The 19095-nt window shown below is 44.7% G+C and carries 17 protein-coding genes; all 17 read left to right on the top strand.

What is annotated here, in order from left to right:
* The first annotated feature begins 106 nt into the window (after window positions 1-106).
* The 17 genes from csrD to BIW15_RS07785 all read left to right on the top strand — a co-directional run bounded on the left by csrD (window position 107) and on the right by BIW15_RS07785 (window position 19028).
* On the top strand, window positions 107-2116 hold the full coding sequence (gene csrD, locus BIW15_RS07865; RefSeq protein WP_025612578.1) for an RNase E specificity factor CsrD: 2010 nt from the start codon (window positions 107-109) through the stop codon (window positions 2114-2116).
* An 11-nt stretch (window positions 2117-2127) separates the two neighbouring features.
* Window positions 2128-3573, top strand: a complete 1446-nt coding sequence (locus BIW15_RS07860; RefSeq protein ID WP_005481017.1) for an MSHA biogenesis protein MshI — start codon at window positions 2128-2130, stop codon at window positions 3571-3573.
* Window positions 3570-4220, top strand: a complete 651-nt coding sequence (gspM, locus tag BIW15_RS07855; protein ID WP_005497276.1) for a type II secretion system protein GspM — start codon at window positions 3570-3572, stop codon at window positions 4218-4220. Before BIW15_RS07860 ends, gspM begins: the two co-directional genes overlap by 4 nt.
* Window positions 4213-4542 carry an MSHA biogenesis protein MshK gene (locus tag BIW15_RS07850; RefSeq protein WP_005481006.1) on the top strand — a complete coding sequence of 110 codons (330 nt, stop codon included), beginning with the start codon at window positions 4213-4215 and terminating at the stop codon, window positions 4540-4542. Before gspM ends, BIW15_RS07850 begins: the two co-directional genes overlap by 8 nt.
* A gap of 20 nt (window positions 4543-4562) precedes the next feature.
* Complete coding sequence (gene mshL, locus BIW15_RS07845) at window positions 4563-6206, top strand: pilus (MSHA type) biogenesis protein MshL (protein ID WP_077280767.1); 1644 nt, start codon at window positions 4563-4565, stop codon at window positions 6204-6206.
* 43 nt (window positions 6207-6249) lie between these two features.
* The gene (locus BIW15_RS07840; RefSeq protein WP_025631446.1) at window positions 6250-7095 is read left to right on the top strand and encodes an ExeA family protein; all 846 of its coding nucleotides are present in this window, start codon (window positions 6250-6252) and stop codon (window positions 7093-7095) included.
* Window positions 7092-8162: a lipopolysaccharide assembly protein LapB gene (locus BIW15_RS07835; RefSeq protein ID WP_179115245.1), complete on the top strand. Its 1071-nt coding sequence runs from the start codon at window positions 7092-7094 to the stop codon at window positions 8160-8162. The genes BIW15_RS07840 and BIW15_RS07835 overlap by 4 nt, the downstream gene beginning before the upstream one ends.
* A complete protein-coding gene (locus BIW15_RS07830; protein WP_077280765.1) occupies window positions 8159-9883 on the top strand; it encodes a GspE/PulE family protein in 1725 nt (574 codons plus the stop codon). The genes BIW15_RS07835 and BIW15_RS07830 overlap by 4 nt, the downstream gene beginning before the upstream one ends.
* 8 nt (window positions 9884-9891) lie before the next feature.
* Window positions 9892-11115 carry a type II secretion system F family protein gene (locus BIW15_RS07825; protein ID WP_021484749.1) on the top strand — a complete coding sequence of 408 codons (1224 nt, stop codon included), beginning with the start codon at window positions 9892-9894 and terminating at the stop codon, window positions 11113-11115.
* 3 nt (window positions 11116-11118) lie between these two features.
* A complete protein-coding gene (locus BIW15_RS07820; protein ID WP_023585516.1) occupies window positions 11119-11580 on the top strand; it encodes a hypothetical protein in 462 nt (153 codons plus the stop codon).
* Window positions 11581-11874: 294 nt separating this feature from the next.
* Window positions 11875-12336 (top strand): type II secretion system protein, encoded by a 462-nt coding sequence (locus tag BIW15_RS07815; protein WP_005497282.1) that lies wholly within the window; start codon window positions 11875-11877, stop codon window positions 12334-12336.
* A 70-nt stretch (window positions 12337-12406) separates the two neighbouring features.
* Window positions 12407-12631, top strand: coding sequence for a type II secretion system protein (locus tag BIW15_RS07810; protein WP_179115244.1), 225 nt, complete (start codon window positions 12407-12409; stop codon window positions 12629-12631).
* Between the two features lie 109 nt (window positions 12632-12740).
* Window positions 12741-13202, top strand: a complete 462-nt coding sequence (locus BIW15_RS07805; protein WP_025545966.1) for a type II secretion system protein — start codon at window positions 12741-12743, stop codon at window positions 13200-13202.
* A complete protein-coding gene (locus tag BIW15_RS07800; protein WP_025545968.1) occupies window positions 13199-13762 on the top strand; it encodes a prepilin-type N-terminal cleavage/methylation domain-containing protein in 564 nt (187 codons plus the stop codon). Before BIW15_RS07805 ends, BIW15_RS07800 begins: the two co-directional genes overlap by 4 nt.
* A complete protein-coding gene (locus BIW15_RS07795) occupies window positions 13762-14523 on the top strand; it encodes a PilW family protein (protein ID WP_025552719.1) in 762 nt (253 codons plus the stop codon). Before BIW15_RS07800 ends, BIW15_RS07795 begins: the two co-directional genes overlap by 1 nt.
* Entirely contained in the window at window positions 14513-14941 is a 429-nt protein-coding gene (locus BIW15_RS07790; RefSeq protein WP_025552718.1) for an MSHA biogenesis protein MshP, read from the top strand. The genes BIW15_RS07795 and BIW15_RS07790 overlap by 11 nt, the downstream gene beginning before the upstream one ends.
* Entirely contained in the window at window positions 14907-19028 is a 4122-nt protein-coding gene (locus tag BIW15_RS07785) for a DUF6701 domain-containing protein (protein WP_373270263.1), read from the top strand. Before BIW15_RS07790 ends, BIW15_RS07785 begins: the two co-directional genes overlap by 35 nt.
* The last annotated feature ends 67 nt before the right edge of the window (window positions 19029-19095 follow it).

Raw genomic sequence — 19095 nt, 5'->3', positions numbered from 1 at the left:
TGCTTCAAACTCTCACAATCAGACTAATCCGATTGTTTGCCGAGCACTTATCAAGTATAAATATTTCAATAAGGTATATGATGAATAGAAAAGGAATTTGGTATTCATGAGGTATACCCCAACTCTTAAGCTAAGCACGCGGCTGGTGGCTTTTGTCACCATGATCGTTATATGCGCAATGTTTATCTTGTTTGTCGGCGGCACCCTCTCTTTCAAACGACTTGGGCAAGAATATCTTACCCACTACTTGGAAGGGATTGTCGAGGTTGTTGATAAAGAGATGGAAGATCCTGATGCAGCTTATTCTATGCAGCGTTGGATGCCCAAAATGTTGCAAGCAAGCAACATCGTTGAAATGACGCTCTCGACAAACAACGCCGTCGTTTATCGGTTCAAAGACACTTCGCATCAAATAGAAGCGTCGGCCTTGTTTGAAACTGAGTACCAGCTGACTCACAATCAAGACTATGTCATCCGTTTTAAAGCCATCCCTCCTTACTTAGGTTACAGCTACTCCATGCAGGCGTTGTGGTCGATCACTCTTGCCGTTATTTTGATCATCTTTTGTTTGATGCGCGGTGTTGCGTGGCTAAAAGAGCAGCTTGCTGGTTCAGAAATGCTGGAAGAGCGAGGAAGAATGATCTTGGCGGGGCGAGTTGAGCAATACGCCAAGGGAGATAAAAAAGAGTGGCCTTACACCGCGAGTGAAGCACTCGATGTGTTGATCGAAGAATTACAGGATGCGCGTCAGGAGCGCAGCCGCTTTGATACCTTTATCCGCACTCAAACTTTTCTCGATAAGCTCACTGGAACAGCCAATCGAGTGCTCTTTGATAGCAAGCTGGAATCGGCTCTTTTAGAGAGTGGCGCACGTGGCGCGGTCTTGCTGATTCGTATTCAAGATTGGAAGCTCGTGGAAGAAGAGCAAGATAAGCAAATCACCGATGAGTTTATTGTTGAAGTCGGCAGCTTGTTATCCAATTTAGTGCAGCGTTACCCAGACGTGGTGTTCTCTCGTTATTACGATGCCGATTTTGCACTGTTCTTACCTCATCAAAGCGCCAAAGATGTTGCCAACTTGGCCTCACAATGTATTCGTCAACTAGAGAAACTTACGCCGCCAGATCCGCTCGACCCCGACAACTGGTGCCATATTGGTATCACAATGTACAAAGAGGGAGAGCGACACAGTCAAATTATTGATGAGGCGGAAACGGCACTCAGAAGTGCGCAGCTACAAAACAACAATAACTGGAGCCGTTTTAAGAAATGGAACCACGATGAAGAAGCGCGCGGAAGTGTGAGATGGCGTACGTTATTTGATACGGCACTTACATCAGAAAATGTGATACTCTACGCACAATCGGTTCACTCAATAAGTGATGCGACGCATAAAAAAGCCTTACACGAAGAGTTAACATGTCGAATTCGGGATCCTGAAAATGGCATTGTTAAAGCGTCCCGGTTTATCTCTGCTATCAGACAAGTGGGCTATGAAGCTCAAATGGATAGAGCTGTACTTCATAAATTCTTAAAAGACTTTAAAGAGAATTTTGACAGCTCTAAAAATTATGCTCTAAATCTAAATGTGACGCCTTTTTCGAGTCGCGAATACTTCAAGTGGTTTCGTGATGAACTCTTACAGTTGTCACGCGAGCAGAGAAAGTGTCTCAATTTTGAGTTTGTGGAAGCACAATTTGTAAGACACTTAGACTTTATGCGCCCAGTCGCTAAAATGCTGGCCGGTTTGGGATGCCATCTCATGGTGGGGCAAGCGGGACGAACCATCGTCAGCACTCACTACCTAAAAGAAGTGGACATTCGTTATCTCAAGCTTCATCGCAGCTTGGTAGCAAAAATCGATCAGCGACATGAGAACCAGCTTTTTGTCCGCAGTATGCTAGGTGCAGCGGCGAACAGCAAAACCAAAATCATAGCAGTGGGAATTGAGAATCAACAAGAGCTAAACACGCTTCTTGAATTAGGTGTGCACGGCGGACAAGGACGCTATTTTTCTGCAGAGCAGCAATATCTTCCTCGCCCACAAACAGCGCAACATTCTCAATCAGAATCCCAAGTTAAATTGGGAAGACGAAATCGCTGGCGGAAAAAATAAAGATAATATTCATGGAATTTAAAGCAGTATTCGACAAGCTGATGCGATCATCTGGTGGTGGTCGCTCTTGCTTTTTGGTTATTCAGCCAGACGCAGTTTATTTATCATCACCAGCTAAAAGTGGCCGTCCGTCTCAGTTTGAAATTTCTGAATCAAATTGGGAACGCGCTGTTGAGCAAGCGTTAAGCGTTGCCGCGAGCGCTTATGATTCTCTGACCGTAGTGCTGTCACACAACTACTATCAGATGTATCAAATCGACAAGCCTGCCATGCCACGCCAAGAGTGGTCGGCGGCGCTGCCGTTTTTACTCAAAGAGCTTATTTCTGAGCGTGCCATCGACATCATCGCTGATGCGGTAGAGCTACCAAACTCAAGTAAAGTGCAAGCTTATGTTTTATCAAGAAAGATGCTTGATAAAATTGTGCTACTGGCTAGTCGTGCTCAATTGCCGTTAGAAGCGATCATTCCGGAAGATGATGTTTGGGGTGATACTGCTGGTGAGCTTGGTAACTTTTTGTTGCTGCAACGTAGCGCGCGTGGGCATTTCCGCATCAGTGCTTTTGTTGAGCACACCATTGCATTCCATCGTTCGATTCGTAGCGTGACACCTCCTCTTACTGGCGTACCGTCAAGCGAGCTACAGATGGACAGTTTGTCTCTGGAGCTGCAACGTTCGATAGATTACCTCTCTGCTCAGCTTCGTCAGGTTCAGTTACACCAATTGAAAGTGTGCTGTGATGAAGAAGATGAGAACGAATTGGTTCAGTCGCTTAACTACCGCTTAAGCACCAAAGTGTCGTCACTACTGCCTGAAGAACATGAACTCTCTGGTCATGTGCTTGCGGATGCGGCGGCGGCGTCTACAAATCGACGCGTCAATCTATATCCTGATCATTTAAAGCCGAAAAAAGATCTCCTTACGCTAAAAAATGTGGCGATTTCTTGGGGCGCGGCTGCGGCAGTGATTCTGTTGTCTTACGGCTACGTGTCTTGGCAAAGTGAAGGTTTGGAAGATGAAATCGCGATTGTGAAAGGCAAGGGCGATATTCTTAAATCTGACTTAGATTACTACCAAGTGAAGCTGCGAAAGCATCAGCCTGATCCAAATAAGTTAGCGGCTAAAGCGCGTCTAGAGCGTGAAGTCAAAGCTAAGCGAGATTCCTTGAAAGCGGTGGGCAAGTACGATGATTCGCAACGCACGGGTTACTCAGGTGTGATGCAATCATTAGCAAAATTGGGCAACCAAGAAATCTCTTTATCCGAAATTCGCATCAACAACAACACCTTGGATTTGAAAGGCTTAGCGAAAGCTCCGAGTTCAGTGCCGAGTTGGGTAAGCCAGTTCAAGAATGAGATCAGTCTTGTTGGGCGAACATTTGACGACGTGAAAATCGGTCGCAATGAGAAAGACATAGTGACGTTTGAGTTGAAAACGCGCGAGGATAAAGAGAAATGAACGAATTCTGGAGCTCATTAGAAGAGCGCTTTGGAGACATGAGCGCGCGCGAGAAAATGCTGGTGGCGCTGTGTGGCTTCGTGACTGTAGTTATGTTGCTGTTTACGTTGGTACTAGAACCTAAGCTCAATCAGATCTCAAACAATGAAAGACAGCTGAGTAACTTAAAGCAGTCAAACCAAAAAACAGAAATTGATATTTTACGTGTTAAGGCTCAATTGAAGAAAGATCCAAACGCGGATATTGATTTGGAAATTTCCAACCTGTTGACGGAAAGTCAGCATCTTTCGATGCAGTTGTCGCAAATTATTGAACACTTGGTAACGCCTTCACAAATGGCGGGCGTATTAGAGAGCGTATTAGAGCAGCAAAGTGGCATTCACTTGGTGTCATTGCAGACTCTGCCATCTGAGCCGATCACAGAAGATAAAGAAGCATCACAATACTCTGGCTACTATGTACACCCAGTACGCATGGAGCTAACTGGTGACTACTTTTCTATCGCCAACTACTTAAACAAGTTAGAGAGCTTACCTGCCAGCTATTTTTGGCGTAGCTTCAGTTACAAAGTAGAAGAATATCCAAAAGCGAAGTTAGTGCTTGAAGTGTACACATTAGGTTCTCGAGAGGAGTTTATCGGTGGTTAAAAAACTCATTATCTCAATCGCGGCTATCGCCTTGTCTGGTTCAGTCTTGGCAAATCAGGATCCAACTGCACCCCTTGGTTGGCAAAAACCAGCAGAGGTGTCTGCTAAGCCCAAAGCGAAACAATACCGCTTGCCGACACTGAACAGCATTGTCTGTAAGCCAAATACCGAATGTGTCGCAATCATGAATAACCGGCTTGTCGAACAGGGTGAACTGTTTAACGGTTATCGAGTAGCAAGCATCAATAGTGAATTTGTAACTTTAAAGCGTGGTAGCCGTCAGTGGAACCTTGAGCTTTTTGGTTTAAACGTAAAAAAATAATAACCAGAGCCTGATCAGATATGCGCAAATTAGTTGTAGGAATAACGATTGCTTCTTTAATGGGATGTTCGATGGGTCACCGCGATCCGGTTGAAGTGAAGCAAGCTCTCAATGAATCTATCAATCAAGCGAATAGCCGCGCGTTGGAGGAAATTCCTTCTTCGGTAGAAGCGGATCTTATGCCTAACTTAGACTCCAATGTTTCTTCCGATAACGGAACGTCAAAGCGTTTTCGTATCCAAGCCAATGCAGTAGAGGCGAGAAGTTTCTTTGCTTCATTGGTAAAAGGGACAGAATACAGCGTCGCGATTCATCCTGCGGTTCAAGGCAATATCACGGTCAACCTTTCTGACGTGACATTAGATGAAGTGCTTAGTGTTGTACAAAACATGTACGGTTACGATGTCATGAAATCGGGCAAAGTAATCCAAGTTTATCCGGCAGGTATGCGTACGGTGACGATTCCAGTCGACTACCTACAGTTTAAACGCTCAGGTCGCTCACTGACGAGCATTGTCACGGGCTCCGTTACTTCGGCTGGTACGTCTAGTTCTGGTGGTAGCTCTGACAGCTCAGACTCTTCAGATTCTAACAACAGCAATAACGGCAACGATAGCTCGACGACATCAACAGGCGGAACGCGCATTGAAACCATCACCGAAAGTGATTTTTGGCCAATGTTGCAACAAGCGGTGGCGAACTTAATTGGTTCGGGTAAAGGCCAAAGTGTGGTAGTTACGCCACAAGCTGGCGTGATCACCGTGCGAGCTTTCCCTGATGATATTCGTGAAGTGCGTGAGTTTTTGGGTGTGTCTCAAGAACGAATGCAGCGCCAGGTGATTCTTGAAGCGAAAATCTTAGAAGTCACGCTCAGCGATGGTTACCAGCAAGGTATTAACTGGTCGAACTTATCGGCGTCAATTGGTAACTCAGGAAGTATCATTGTTAATCGCCCTGCTTCTACTCTGCCTCCATTAGATGCGATTGGTACGCTTCTTGGCGGTCAAACCAACGTTACGATCTCTGATGGTAACTTCGAGGCTGTATTAAACTTTATGTCGACCCAAGGCGACCTAAATGTGCTCTCAAGCCCACGTATTACGGCGGCGAACAACCAAAAATCAGTGATCAAAGTTGGTACCGATCAGTACTTCGTAACTGAGCTTTCCAGTAATGCGGGTAATGGTGAAAACTCTAATGCGGTTCCTGAAGTCGAACTGACGCCATTCTTCTCGGGCATTTCACTTGATGTGACGCCACAAATCGACAACAAGGGCAACGTGTTCCTGCACGTCCACCCAGCAGTTATTGAAGTAACGGAAGAGGTAAAACAGCTAAACCTTGGCGGTCAATTCCAAAACATTCAATTGCCATTGGCAAAAAGCTCGATTCGTGAATCAGATTCGGTCATTCGTGCGAAAGATGGCGATGTTGTGGTTATCGGTGGCTTAATGAAGCAACAAAATGTCGAGCAAGTGTCAAAAGTCCCATTCCTTGGCGACGTGCCAGCTCTGGGCCACTTGTTCCGCAACACTTCAAATGTGACACAAAAAACCGAGCTAGTTATTCTGCTTAAACCGACCGTTGTTGGCGTGAACTCTTGGCAAAAAGAGCTAGAGCGCTCGCGTGATTTGCTGCAAGAGTGGTTCCCTGATGCGCAATAAGCGCAGAAGAAACGTTAGCTTTTCAAAGAGTTTGTGATTCGTTATGTACTTGTCGCATTTTGGATTTCGAGTTCAACCTTTCTCACTGACCCCAAATACGGAAATGTTTTTGGGGTTAGTGCCTCACTATGAGGCGATTCAAACCATCTTAGCCGCCGTGCAGATGGGTGAAGGGGTGATTAAGGTGACAGGTGAAGTTGGTACGGGCAAAACCATGGTTTGTCGCAAGCTGATTGAACAGATCGAATCGCAAGTGGAATTGGTCTATCTACCCAATCCTGTGCTCAACGGAGAGCAATTGCAGTTTGCCGTGGCAAGAGAGCTAGGTATTGATAATGACGATCCATTGCGCATTGTTTCTTTAATTCAAGAACACTTGATTCGTGTGCATTCAACCGGGAAGAAAACCGTTCTGATCGTCGATGAAGCTCAAGCTCTTTCTCCTGAGGCTTTAGAAACACTGCGCTTGTTCGGCAATTTAGAAACCGAGCGAGACAAATTGATTCAGTTGGTACTTTTCGGTCAGCCTGAATTGGATGAACGCTTGTCCATGCACGAATTACGGCAGTTTCGTCAACGCATTACGTTCAGTTGTGGGCTGCGTCCGTTGTCTGTCGATGAAGGGGTTGCGTACATCAATAATCGCTTAGACAAAGCGGGTAATGGGTCGCACATTTTCTCCATTGAACAGAAAAAAGCGATTTGGCGTTCTGCCATGGGCATACCAAGGTTAATCAACCAAATTAGCCATAAAGCTCTGGTAGCTGCGTTTAACGACCGTTGTACCTTACTGAAAAATCATCACGTTTATGCGGCCATGCACGATACGTTTGATGCCCGTAAACCTAAGTTTAAAACACCCGTATTTTGGGGATGGAGTCAACCTTGAGTGCCATCAATAAAGCATTATCTGAACTTGCTGAAAAAACATCACCGAGTGAACTTACTCGTGCTCAGATTCCGAATGTCTCACGCAGTAAACCTTGGCTTTGGTTGGTTGCCGGTTTTTCATTAAGTCTTGCCGTAGGCGGCTGGGCTGTGTCCCAAGGCCCAGCACCTTCAGATGAGATCACATCGTTCCAACCAAGTGCAACACAACCTTTAGACACCACTAATGCTGACCGTCTGGCATCTTCTCCTACCAATAAGATGACACCAGAAACCAGCAACGTGGTTTATTCTAAACCTGTAGAAAAACCGCAAGCTGTTGCAGCATTACCAACACCTCAACCTAGTGAGGGCGTATTTAGTTCACGTGCGGATATGAGTTCAGACGCTCCGATGCTGATCGCGCAAGTAGCGAATGCACCGAGCAATACGACCACCAATTTGGTTGAAGAGAGTTCAATGCGCATTGAGCAAGTTGAACTTTCACACCGTCAGTTATCGTTGAAAGCGATCAGTCGAGCAGAAAAAGCCATTGATGCAAACGATATGGAAACGGCGCTTTCTGCTTATACCGAAGCATTGCGTTATGAGCCAAGCAATATCGAAACGCGTCAAAAGCTGGCGGCGCTTTATTTCGGTAAAGGGGATACCAGAAAGTCTTACGAAATCCTGCAAGAAGGCATCAACCTTGATAAGGATAACCAACCGCTAAGACTCGCGTTGTCGAAGCTATTGGTTAAAGCCAATCAGCCTTCTGCGGCACTGAGCCCACTGGTTCACTTGCCTCCAATGCCGAGTCGAGATTACTTGGCAATGCGCGCAGCCCTTGCGCAGAAACAAAAGCAAAACGACATCGCATTAGAAAGCTACCAGCTACTGACTCAACGCGAGCCAGACAATGCCCGCTGGTGGCTTGGTTTGGCGATTCAGCAAGAGCGAGCGCTCACTTTTACTGCTGCGATTAACTCTTACAACGAAGCGTTAGGTAAAGTAGGGATCTCGAATCAGTCGCAAGCTTTCATTCGCGATCGATTAACCATCTTAAAGCAACTGGAGAGCGCACAATGAAAATTCAGTTGAGAAAACGCTTAGGTGACCTACTCGTTGAAGAAGGCATCGTATCGGAAGATCAAATCCAGCAAGCTCTATCCTCTCAGCGCAGTACCGGACAAAAATTAGGTGATGCCCTGATTGATCTCGGGTTTATTACCGAAAAGCAAATGCTGGAGTTCTTGTCTCAGCAACTAGGATTACCGTTGATCGATCTTGGACGTGCTCCAGTGGATGCGGATGCGGTGCAAATACTGCCAGAAGTGCATGCTCGTCGTTTACGTGCAATGGTGGTGGCTCGTAATGGTGACACTTTACGTGTTGCGATGAGTGATCCGGCGGATCTGTTTACCCAAGAGTCTTTAATGAACTTGCTAGGTGAGTACAACCTTGAGTTCATCATTGCCTCTGAGCGTCAGTTGATCAGCAGTTTCGACCGTTACTACCGCCGTACTAAAGAGATCGCGTCCTTTGCTGAGCAGTTACAAGCAGAGCACCAAGACGTACAAAGCTTTGACTATGGCATCGATGAAGCTGACAGTGAAGAAGTAACCGTTGTAAAACTGGTCAATTCGATGTTTGAAGACGCGGTGCAAGTTGGTGCATCGGATATCCATATCGAACCAGACGATAAAGTCTTGCGTTTACGCCAGCGTGTCGATGGTGTGCTGCATGAAACCATTCTGAACGAAGTGAACATCGCTTCTGCATTGGTATTACGCCTTAAATTGATGGCGCACTTGGATATTTCTGAGAAGCGTCTGCCGCAAGATGGTCGCTTCAACATCAAAGTTCGTGGTCAATCGATTGATATTCGTATGTCGACGTTACCGACTCAGTACGGTGAATCGGTCGTAATGCGTCTGCTTAACCAGTCGTCAGGTTTACGTCCATTAGAAGAATCGGGTTTACCGCCTGAGCTACTGGCGCGCTTGCGTCGTCAGCTATCTCGCCCTCATGGCATGATTTTGGTAACTGGCCCTACGGGGTCGGGTAAAACTACGACACTTTACGGGGCGTTGAGCGAGCTCAATGAACCGGGTAAAAAGATCATCACCGCAGAAGATCCGGTGGAATACCGTTTACCACGTATCACGCAAGTACAGATCAACAGCAAGATCGACTTAACGTTTTCACGCGTGCTACGCACCTTCTTGCGTCAAGACCCAGACATCATTTTGATTGGTGAGATGCGTGACCAAGAGACGGTAGAGATTGGCTTGCGAGCAGCACTAACCGGCCACTTAGTATTGAGTACGTTGCACACCAACGATGCGGTCGACAGCGCACTGCGTATGATCGACATGGGAGCGCCAGGCTATCTCGTTGCCAGTGCCGTGCGTGCCGTTGTGGCTCAGCGATTGGTTCGCCGTGTTTGTCCAGATTGTAAAACCCAAGATCATCTCGATGAGTCGCGTCAACAATGGTTAGCGGGGCGTTTTCCAAATCAAGTTGGGGTGACTTTCCACAAAGGCGCTGGTTGTCAAAACTGTAATTTGACGGGGTATCGAGGTCGAATCGGTGTGTTTGAAATGCTTGAGCTGGAACATGAGATGATGGACAAGCTGCGTGCGAATGATGCGGTTGGCTTTGCACAAGCGGCTCGACGTTCAGAAAAATACAAACCGCTTCTTGCCTCAGCAATGGAGCTTGCGCTGCAAGGTGCTGTGAGCCTGGATGAAGTGATGACCCTCGGCGAGGGTGACGCTTCGGGTAAAACTGATCCCATTTTCATGTAGGTAAGTGAATGCCAACTTTTCGTTATCAAGGCCGCACATTAGACGGCTCATCAACCAGTGGCAAAATCGATGCGGTGAATTCAGAAGCCGCAGCGGAAGCGTTGATGAATAAAGGGATCATCCCGCTCAATCTGCGCTTAGAGAAAGAAGGCGTAAAGAACCACGTTAGTTTGTCTAAATTGTTGGTTCCTGCCATTCCACTGGAAGTGATTATTCTGTTTTCTCGTCAGTTGTTCAGCTTAACTAAAGCTGGTGTGCCTTTGCTGCGCTCAATGCGCGGCTTACTGCAAAACTGTGAAAACAAACAGCTTAAAGAAGCGCTAGAAGATGTGGTTTCTGAGTTGAGTAATGGTCGTGGCTTGTCGTCTGCGATGCAGCCGCACAACAAAGTGTTTAGTCCGTTATTCGTCTCCATGATCAACGTGGGTGAGAATACCGGTCGACTCGATGAGGCATTGCTGCAGCTAGCAAACTACTATGAGCAAGAGCTAGAAACACGCAAACGCATTAAAGCCGCGATGCGCTATCCGACGTTCGTTATCGTATTTATTACCATCGCCATGTTCATTCTGAACATTCTGGTTATCCCCGAGTTTGCATCGATGTTTACTCGTTTTGGGGTTGAGTTGCCGCTTCCAACTCGGATCTTGATTGCGACGTCCAACTTCTTTGTTCACTACTGGGGATTGCTCATTGCCGCTATGGTCGGTGCATTCTTTGTGTTCAAAGCTTGGGTTGCGACAGCGGATGGACGGGAGAAGTTTGATAAATTTCGCCTCCGCTTACCAATCGTTGGCGATATCGTAAATCGCGCTCAATTGTCGCGTTTTGCTCGAACATTCTCGTTGATGTTGAAATCAGGTGTGCCGCTCAACCAATCTTTGGCACTTGCTGGTGAAGCGTTGGGTAACCGCTTTTTAGAAAATCGAATTTTAGAGATGAAAGCAGCCATCGAAGCGGGTAGTACCATTTCTGTTACTGCCATCAACAGCAATATTTTTACGCCATTAGTTATTCAAATGATTGCAGTTGGTGAAGAAACGGGTCGTATTGATGAACTTTTGCTCGAAGTCTCAGATTTTTACGATCGAGAAGTGGATTATGACCTTAAAACACTGACGGCAAGAATAGAACCATTACTTTTGGTCATTGTCGCTGGGATGGTGATGGTGCTTGCATTGGGTATTTTCTTACCAATGTGGGGGATGCTGGACATCATCAAAGGCGGCTAATGCGTGGTTGAGAATCAAAGCCGAGCAACGCTCATTATGTTTGGCTTAGTTGCGGTCATCATCGTGGTTGGAATGGCTATTAAATTGCAGCTAGTCACTGAAGAAGCACAAGCGACAGGTGCAAAACTCGCAAAGGTTTGGATGCTAGACAGTGTTCAGCGTTATCACCAAGCGTGGTTAGTGCAAGGTGAGCCCAATCGTATGGAAATGGATGGTTTTCAACTCACCATGACTGAAGGGGGATTGGTGTCGCCATTCACACAACAAGGCGTACTCGATTGCGGATATTGGTTAGCTGTTCATTACCCGCAACGTAAGATTATGGCTAGTGAGTTATTAGATATTAGCGGAACAATCAAAAGTAATCGTTATATCTGCAACTATACTTATGAAAGTGGCCAAACAATTGTAGTTATGTCTACCGCTAATCGACTGATAATAGACGTCGAAATGTCGGCGGAGTGAATTTTTTGACACTTAAGTACTATAAATGGGAATGAAAGTCGGTATAATGCAAACATTACCATAAGCCTAAGGTTGTAATAAAAGGTAAACCATAAAATGATTACCTTTGTTATCAAACCTTTTCGGAATAATGGCGATTCGTCATTCTGCTCAAGCGGTAGATACAGTATCCACTTCACGGTCAGTTTTAGTGAACGTTGCTGCTCCAAACCGTTTTGACAATATCCAAAATGGTCGCGTGACCTAAACGAAACCTTGCAGTCACACTGCATGCTTACATAGAGAGAGTAAACAATGAAAAGACAAGGTGGTTTCACCCTTATCGAACTAGTAGTGGTTATTGTAATCCTAGGTATTCTAGCGGTCACTGCAGCACCACGTTTCCTTAACCTGCAAGATGATGCTCGTGAGTCTGCTCTTCAAGGCCTGAAAGGTGCCATTGATGGTGGTTCTGGTATTGCTTTTGGAAAAGCTGCAATTGAGAGTCAGGATGGTCCAACTGGTTCTATCAGTGCTGCCGGCAAAACTTTGAACCTTGTTTATGGTTACCCTAAAGCAACTAAAGATGATTTAGAATTAGTGGTTGATGGTCTGGATACTGATTGGGCTAAGAAAGCTTCAAGTGGCGCTGGTACGGGTGTTCTATTCGGTATTAAAGGTTTTTCTGATAGCTGTGTGCTTTACACACAAGCTACAGAAAACGTTCCAGCGAAAACCTCTATTGTTGAAGGCTCTGCTAGCTGTACAGACGAGTAATTTCTTTAATATAAAGGCCAGCTAGTCTGGCCTTTATCTCTTTATTTTGATGAATATCGGAATAGCTCATATGCGTAAATCATCGGGTCTTAGTGCAATAGAGTTTGTGGTTGTGCTGATTATCTTGGGGGTGATCGGTTATGTGGTATTACCAAGATTTATCAGCTTCGAGCCAGAAACTTACGAAGCGAAGTGGGAGCAAACCAAGCAAACCGCTGAGCACGTTTCTGAAACATTGAGCAATAAAGAAACTTACGATCGAATTGAAGAAGAGATTGGTAGATCGAAAAACTAACCTAGAGCAATCTTGTTTGCCATGTAAAAGAAGTGTGATTTTAGTCCAAAATTACCATGCTTTTTTGCTTATAATTTAATCGCTTGTTGTAAGCCGAAGGTTCCTCAGTATGAAGTCGCGCTCAACGATATCAGGGTTTACTCTCATTGAGCTGATCATGGTCATCGTCATCCTCTCTATATTATCGCTTTATGCATCCAGTCGATTTATACGCACTGGTATTTCTGCTGTCGCAATTCAAGATCAAGTCATTTCTGTTGTTCGCCAAGTCCAGGTGAATCGCATGCAATCTAATGTCAGTAGTGCGGTAGGAAATAACGATTTTATTCTATCCATAGCAACCAATTGTATCGGCTCAAAAGCCTCTTGCTCATCTCAGTCCAGTAGTCGTAGTGATTGGGTAGAAGATAGCAGTGTTACTTTTTCTCCTGTCCGAGAGGTTCAATTTGATCTGCTAGGAAATCCGACCCCTCCTTCGGTCACTATCTCTATTAGCGAAAATAATAGCTCTCAAACCTGTACGGTCACAATTAATGAGCAAGGTTACGTAAGTAAAGGTGGTTGCTCATGACGATGAAAGGCAAAAAAACGCTTCGAGGAATGACGCTTATTGAGATGATTATTGCGATCGTCTTGATGGGCATCGCCATGGTGATGTTTTCGACAGCATTGATACCACAAATTAAAGATGCTTCCACCTCCCATTATCAAAGTCGAGCCATTGCTTTAGGACATAGCATGATGTCGCAAATTTTGGCCCGCAATTTTGACCATTATTATGATGACAACGGTGGCATGCTCCGCTGCGGCGAAAGCGGGGCAGACGCTTGCTCACTTCTTGGAAGAGATGGAGAGGCTTCGCCCTCTGCTTTTAATGACGTTGATGATTATATTGGTTGTTGGTACACCGAAAATACTCAGAATAGTTGTCCGTCAGGTAGCGAAAAATACCAACTCTCAGATGTTGTCGGTAATAGTGCAGACAGTAGTTATATCAATTTTCGTGTAGAGGTTGCGGTAAAAACGACAGAGCTCGAAGGAAGTGTCCCTAAAATGAAGCAAGTGAAGCTAGATATATTTGCTGGTTCCGCGTTAGCGATTTCATTGGTTGGTTACCGAGGTAATTATTAATGAGTCAAAGAGGTTTCACTCTCATAGAGCTCGTGCTGGCCATTGTTATTGGTAGCATCATCATGCTGGGGATTGCAGGTTATGTTCAAGTTGGGATGAAAGGGTATGTTGATGCAAGTTCAAGACAAAGAATTCAGACCCAAGCTCAATTTGTGCTAGAAAAAATGGCGCGTGAAATTAGACACGCCGTTCCCAATAGCTTTGCAATGACAAACACGGTTGACGAATCCTGCCTGTCGTTTATTCCAACTTTAAATTCCGGTTATTACTTTCAAGAACCAACCAGCAACGATCTGCTTTTTATCACTGGAGAAAACTTTCCTGGAGGTACATTAAAAGCCTCCGACGGGATACGCTTTGTTATTAACCCTACACGCTATGACGATTTGATATCAGGCGCTGTGAGTAATCACTTGATTGATAACGATCTTGCTTTAAATGGTGATGATAGCAATGGTAATGCCGACTTTTATCGCTATAGCTTAACGGCGTCTTTACCTAGCGATTCGATCGCTCATCGTATTTATCTATATCAGTTAGCAACCAAAGTTGAATACTGCATTGTCAAAACAGGTGTGCGTAGTAACCGCTTAACTCGCAATGGCACTGTTGTTGAAAATATCGTGGCAGATGAAAGTCAATTTGATTACACGAATGTGAGTTTACAGACTGGTGGGATTGTCTATCTCAAATTTGCTTTTGAACAAAATGGTGAAGTTAGTACCTACCAACAAGATGTGCAGGTGTTAAATGTCCCATAAACAGAAAAACAGCGGAAATGTGCTCATTGTATGCCTGTTCGTGATTATTGTGATGGGGTATCTAGGAGCAACGCTCACAAAGACTAACTGGTCCAATCAAAACTCAATGACTCGTGAGTTTTTAGGGACACAAGCATGGTTTTACGCTCAATCTTCAACAGAGTGGGCGCTCACTGAAATATACCCACTTAACGATGAAAGCCCAGATGTGGGAAGCAATTGCAGTAATAAAGTCAATGGTAAAGCGCCAAGCTCAGAGAGCATTGATTACGGAAGCTGCCGATTAGTTTCGCTTGTGTGTGATGGGGGCGATAAAAAGTTGGATAGTCAAACATTTTATCGTATCGAAGCTGCTGTCCAGTGTGGTTCTGGATTGAGCTTGGTTGAACGCAGACAAGAGATTTGGATTAAGGATTAGAATAATGAAAAGAAAAATAATTGCTGCTTTATTTTTTGGTTTGTTTTCTCTCAAGAGCTTTTCTGCTGAAACTTTTGATCTGACACCATATTGGTCAATTAGTAAGGGTGCGATGAAATCGAGAGGGAATCTGTGTGGTGGTTGGTACGACCTAACAGGCAACTATATTTGTCCGAATGGCTTGAGTTTGAACAATGGGCAGTCTGTGGTAGCTACTCATGATGTCAATATTCACGTTTATGGTGGTGTAGAGCTAAAAGGGAATAATGAGATTGGTGACCCCGTAAATTCAATCAATATTTTCTCAAAAAATAGTGATGTCAAAGGACAAAATGACATTGAGATTTTTGGACATGTAGAGTCTTTTGGTGCCGTAGATCTTAAGAACGATATTGAAATTCATGGGTTAATATCTGTGTCTCATGGAAAGGTCTACCTAGAAGATGCCCATATTAAAGGTAGTGTAACGAGTGAGTCTGATACTGTTGAGATTAAAGGTAATACGAACCTTATTGAAGGTAACATTTGGGGAGCGAAGGATATTGTTCTCTCAAAAGTTACTGTAAAAGGTGGAGTTACCAGTAGCGCTGGGCAGATAAAGACAGAGGTAAACAGTAATATTATCGAAGGCGATGTAGTTGCTCATGGGGACGTTGTATTGAAGCATACTGTAGTTCGTGGTGATGTAACAAGTAAAGGCGGAGCTGTAAAAACAGAAAACTTGAATAATCAAGTTTACGGTGACATTGAAGCATTGCACGAAGTGGTTTTAAAGGGCACTAAGGTTGTTGGAGACATCCAAAGCCTCGGCGAAGAAATAAAGCTTGAAGAGGCGGGAGGCGGTAACTCCGTTTACGGGAATTTGATAGCTTTACACCAAGTTGAAATTAAAAAGTCCCTAGTATGTGGTCAAGTTACCTCCAGAGGTTCAGAAGTTAAACTCGAGAACTCCAAAGAAAATAAAAATAGAGGTATTTACGCCTACACAAATGCTATACAAGCAAGTCATAAGGCAACTGTAAAGAACTCAAGTGTTTGTGGTTCTGTTGTTGGTCATTCATATGATTTTGATAATGAAAAAATCTACTGTGGTGTGAATGATCCAAGCTGTACTCCATCCGATACAGATGGCACTTGTCCTATCGATGTTATTCAATCTGCCTGTCCAGATATGGCCCCAGAACCAACACAATGTAAACTACTCCCAATGGAAGACTTCAACGCTAATGATATTAGTAACTGGTCTGTTATTGGCTTTGGGCAAAGTATCAAACCTAAACCGTCTGGTGGTCGATTCGTTTTAAACTCGTCTCAAAAAAATCAAGCAACAGCATCGGCATACAACTATCTATTCCCTTCGAAAGATAACTACCTTGAGGTGGAGTTTGACCATTATGCGCACTCCGGCTCTGGGGCTGATGGTGTGGCATTGGTTTTATCTGATGCTAATGTGCCGCCGCAAACTGGTGCATTTGGTGGTCCACTTGGCTATGGCGTGAAACCTAACATACAAGGCTTTGCTGGTGGTTGGCTTGGGTTTGGTATCGATGAATACGGCAACTACTCAAGAGAAGGTAGTTTTGAGGATAGTGATTACCGACCAGGGTTTAAGCCAAATACAGTCGCGATTCGTGGCTCTGGGATTAAGAATGACTCTGGGCATTGGATGGGAGGCTATCTCTATATCAAAGGTAATCACAATGTTGGTGACTTAGATGGACGTAACAATCAAAAGCATAGATACAAAGTTATCATTGATTCTAAACAACAAGGTAAAGTCTACATTACGATTCAGCGTAAGATCGGTAGCGTGAATTCTTGGATAACATTGATCTCGAAATTTGATGTCATGAGAGGCTTTGGGCAAACCACGCCTCCAGAAAACTTCCGTGTGTCAATTACCGCCTCAACAGGTGACATTACCAATATACACGAAATGGATAACTTCCAAGTTTGTGCTGATAAATATCAGAAAATTACCGAAGGTATTCACCATTTCGAGTTTGACTATGCTGGCACGGGGAGTATTTGTCAGGCATCGGAAGTCACGCTTCGAGCGTGTATGAATGACTCTTGTTCGAAAACATATCCAGCATCAGTATTGTCTAGTAATCCTGGGGCGAGTATTGATCCCGTCACTGTATCGTTGCTGCCTCAATCCTCCTCTGTGGTTAAGTGGGAGGGAGGGGATAGTGTCACATTCTCTGACTCTATTTCGTTAAAATTGCAGGCTTACCAATCTGGCTCTGCAAAACTTGGCATTGCGAGCAGCTCAATTCCACAGTTCGGATTTGAAGGCGCTAAGTGTCGTATCGCTGGCGGAGCTTTGTCTGAACAGAACTGTAATATCTTGTTTAACTCTGCGGCGTTGGGCGTAAATATTCCTGATAAGGTGGCGGGCAAACCATTTTTTACTGATGGAACCCCTTTATATGGAATTGAAAATAGGCCCTACCTTGAGTTTTGTAGCGCGCCTAGTCAGCAAGATGGAGCTGGTGAATATCGCGATGTGATTTTTTCAGTAGAACGTGTTGAACCTGAGAAAAATGCAGTGCAAGTTGAAACATACGTTTCTTTTCTGAAGGAAGATGGCAAGTTTAGTGAAGAGGTTGCTATCGACAACAAAGCGAGTAAGGAAATTGACGATGTTTACTTTGACAGCAAAGGCAAGGCTTACTTTAACTTGAGATACCCTGAAGCAGGCAAAGTTGCGCTGAAGGCGAAGATCAAAGGTGAGAAGGATTCATTAGGTCAAAATAGCTTTGTTAGTTTTCCTGCTTATCTTCAGTTGACGGTTGATGGTGGTCTTTGTGGGGCATCCGATTCATGTGATAAGAGTTTTGTTGCCGCTGGAGAGCCATTTACGATGAAAGTAACGGCCTACCAATTTGGTGATGATAAGAAGCCCGCACAAAACTATCAACAATCTGGATTGACTGTTAGTCACAATGTGACTTACCCCGCTGCTGATGCAGCTGTATCAGGTACTCTGGGCACAACAGCATACGATCACTTGAACCTAACTAAGGGCACAGGTTCTTTTGAGCAGACCATTTCTGAGGTCGGAGCGTTTGAATTTACAATAACGCCACCAGAAACGTATTTGGGAAGTAAGTCCTTCGCGATCACTCCAGCAAAAGAAGTGATTGGCCGCTTCTACCCTAAATATTTCCGAACCGATGAAGTGAAGAATAATCAATGGGCCTATCCTAATGGGCAAAGTTTTACCTACATGGAGCAGGCTTTTGGTGCAAAAGAGTTTTACGTAGAAGCTCTAAATGCAGATAAAGGTGCTGTGACAAACTATGCCTTCTTCTCTGATGGGTTACATGCTCGTTTTGGGTTGAAAGATACAAGCTCTTACGAAGCTCGTTTTTCTTCGAATAAAACGTATTCGGGGACTTGGTTGAATAATGGTACCGCTTACGTTACATCAAGAAGCCTTGGTAAGTTTGCTGGTTCGACAACGGATGGGTTGGTGTTCTCTAAAGGTTCTGGTGCAAGTTATCCTGATGGCCCTCTTAACTTATATGAGAATGCCAAAGACACCACAATATCCATTAAAGGTATAAGTGCTAATAGCGATCCTGTGTCGATAGATGGGAATGACGGAGTATTAACAACTCAACCAGACATCCGCTTTGGTCGTGTGGATCTAGATGATGTTGGTGGTAACCAAGGTACGACATTGCGAGTGCCACTTCGAGTTGAGTACTGGAATGGCAGCCGCTTTATTGCCAACTCTGATGACAGTCAAACTAGAGTACTTGGGGAAACTGAAGATGGCTCTCAGGTACATATTTGGCCTACAGATAATACTGCTAAAGTTGTTTCCCTAGGGGCTGGTGGTCTAGTTAGTTCAGGTTATTCTCGTTCGGTTACTGCAACGGAGGCGGAGTCTTACCGTCAACAAACTCGTGTTTGGCTTGATCTTGAAAGCGGCGGTAATTCGCTTCCATGGCTCAAATACAACTGGGATAATAAGAACGCTGGAGAAGAAAACCCATCTTCCGTTGTCACATTTGGTATTCATCGTGGTAATGATCGTGTGATTTATCGTGGCGAGCCGGGATTAACCGGACAGTAACAACTTCGGTTTCTTGCGTTAAGTAAGGAAACTGCAAGAAATTGAGGCTTTCTGCTCATGTTTGTGT

Origin of the sequence: Vibrio sp. SALL6, assembly GCF_002002385.1 — a bacterium.
Classification (GTDB): Bacteria; Pseudomonadota; Gammaproteobacteria; order Enterobacterales; family Vibrionaceae; genus Vibrio; species Vibrio parahaemolyticus.
The sequence above is the reverse complement of the archived record's forward strand: the minus strand, read 5'-3'. Positions and strand labels throughout refer to the sequence as shown.

Excerpts from the sequence above, each read along its gene's own strand:
- BIW15_RS07860 (WP_005481017.1), top strand. The coding sequence starts at position 2,128 with ATGGAATTTAAAGCAGTATTCGACAAGCTGATGCGATCATCTGGTGGT.
- BIW15_RS07790 (WP_025552718.1), top strand. The coding sequence starts at position 14,513 with ATGTCCCATAAACAGAAAAACAGCGGAAATGTGCTCATTGTATGCCTG.
- BIW15_RS07825 (WP_021484749.1), top strand. The coding sequence starts at position 9,892 with ATGCCAACTTTTCGTTATCAAGGCCGCACATTAGACGGCTCATCAACC.
- BIW15_RS07840 (WP_025631446.1), top strand. The coding sequence starts at position 6,250 with ATGTACTTGTCGCATTTTGGATTTCGAGTTCAACCTTTCTCACTGACC.
- BIW15_RS07800 (WP_025545968.1), top strand. The coding sequence starts at position 13,199 with ATGACGATGAAAGGCAAAAAAACGCTTCGAGGAATGACGCTTATTGAG.
- BIW15_RS07830 (WP_077280765.1), top strand. The coding sequence starts at position 8,159 with ATGAAAATTCAGTTGAGAAAACGCTTAGGTGACCTACTCGTTGAAGAA.
- csrD (WP_025612578.1), top strand. The coding sequence starts at position 107 with ATGAGGTATACCCCAACTCTTAAGCTAAGCACGCGGCTGGTGGCTTTT.
- mshL (WP_077280767.1), top strand. The coding sequence starts at position 4,563 with ATGCGCAAATTAGTTGTAGGAATAACGATTGCTTCTTTAATGGGATGT.
- BIW15_RS07805 (WP_025545966.1), top strand. The coding sequence starts at position 12,741 with ATGAAGTCGCGCTCAACGATATCAGGGTTTACTCTCATTGAGCTGATC.
- BIW15_RS07810 (WP_179115244.1), top strand. The coding sequence starts at position 12,407 with ATGCGTAAATCATCGGGTCTTAGTGCAATAGAGTTTGTGGTTGTGCTG.
- gspM (WP_005497276.1), top strand. The coding sequence starts at position 3,570 with ATGAACGAATTCTGGAGCTCATTAGAAGAGCGCTTTGGAGACATGAGC.
- BIW15_RS07795 (WP_025552719.1), top strand. The coding sequence starts at position 13,762 with ATGAGTCAAAGAGGTTTCACTCTCATAGAGCTCGTGCTGGCCATTGTT.
- BIW15_RS07815 (WP_005497282.1), top strand. The coding sequence starts at position 11,875 with ATGAAAAGACAAGGTGGTTTCACCCTTATCGAACTAGTAGTGGTTATT.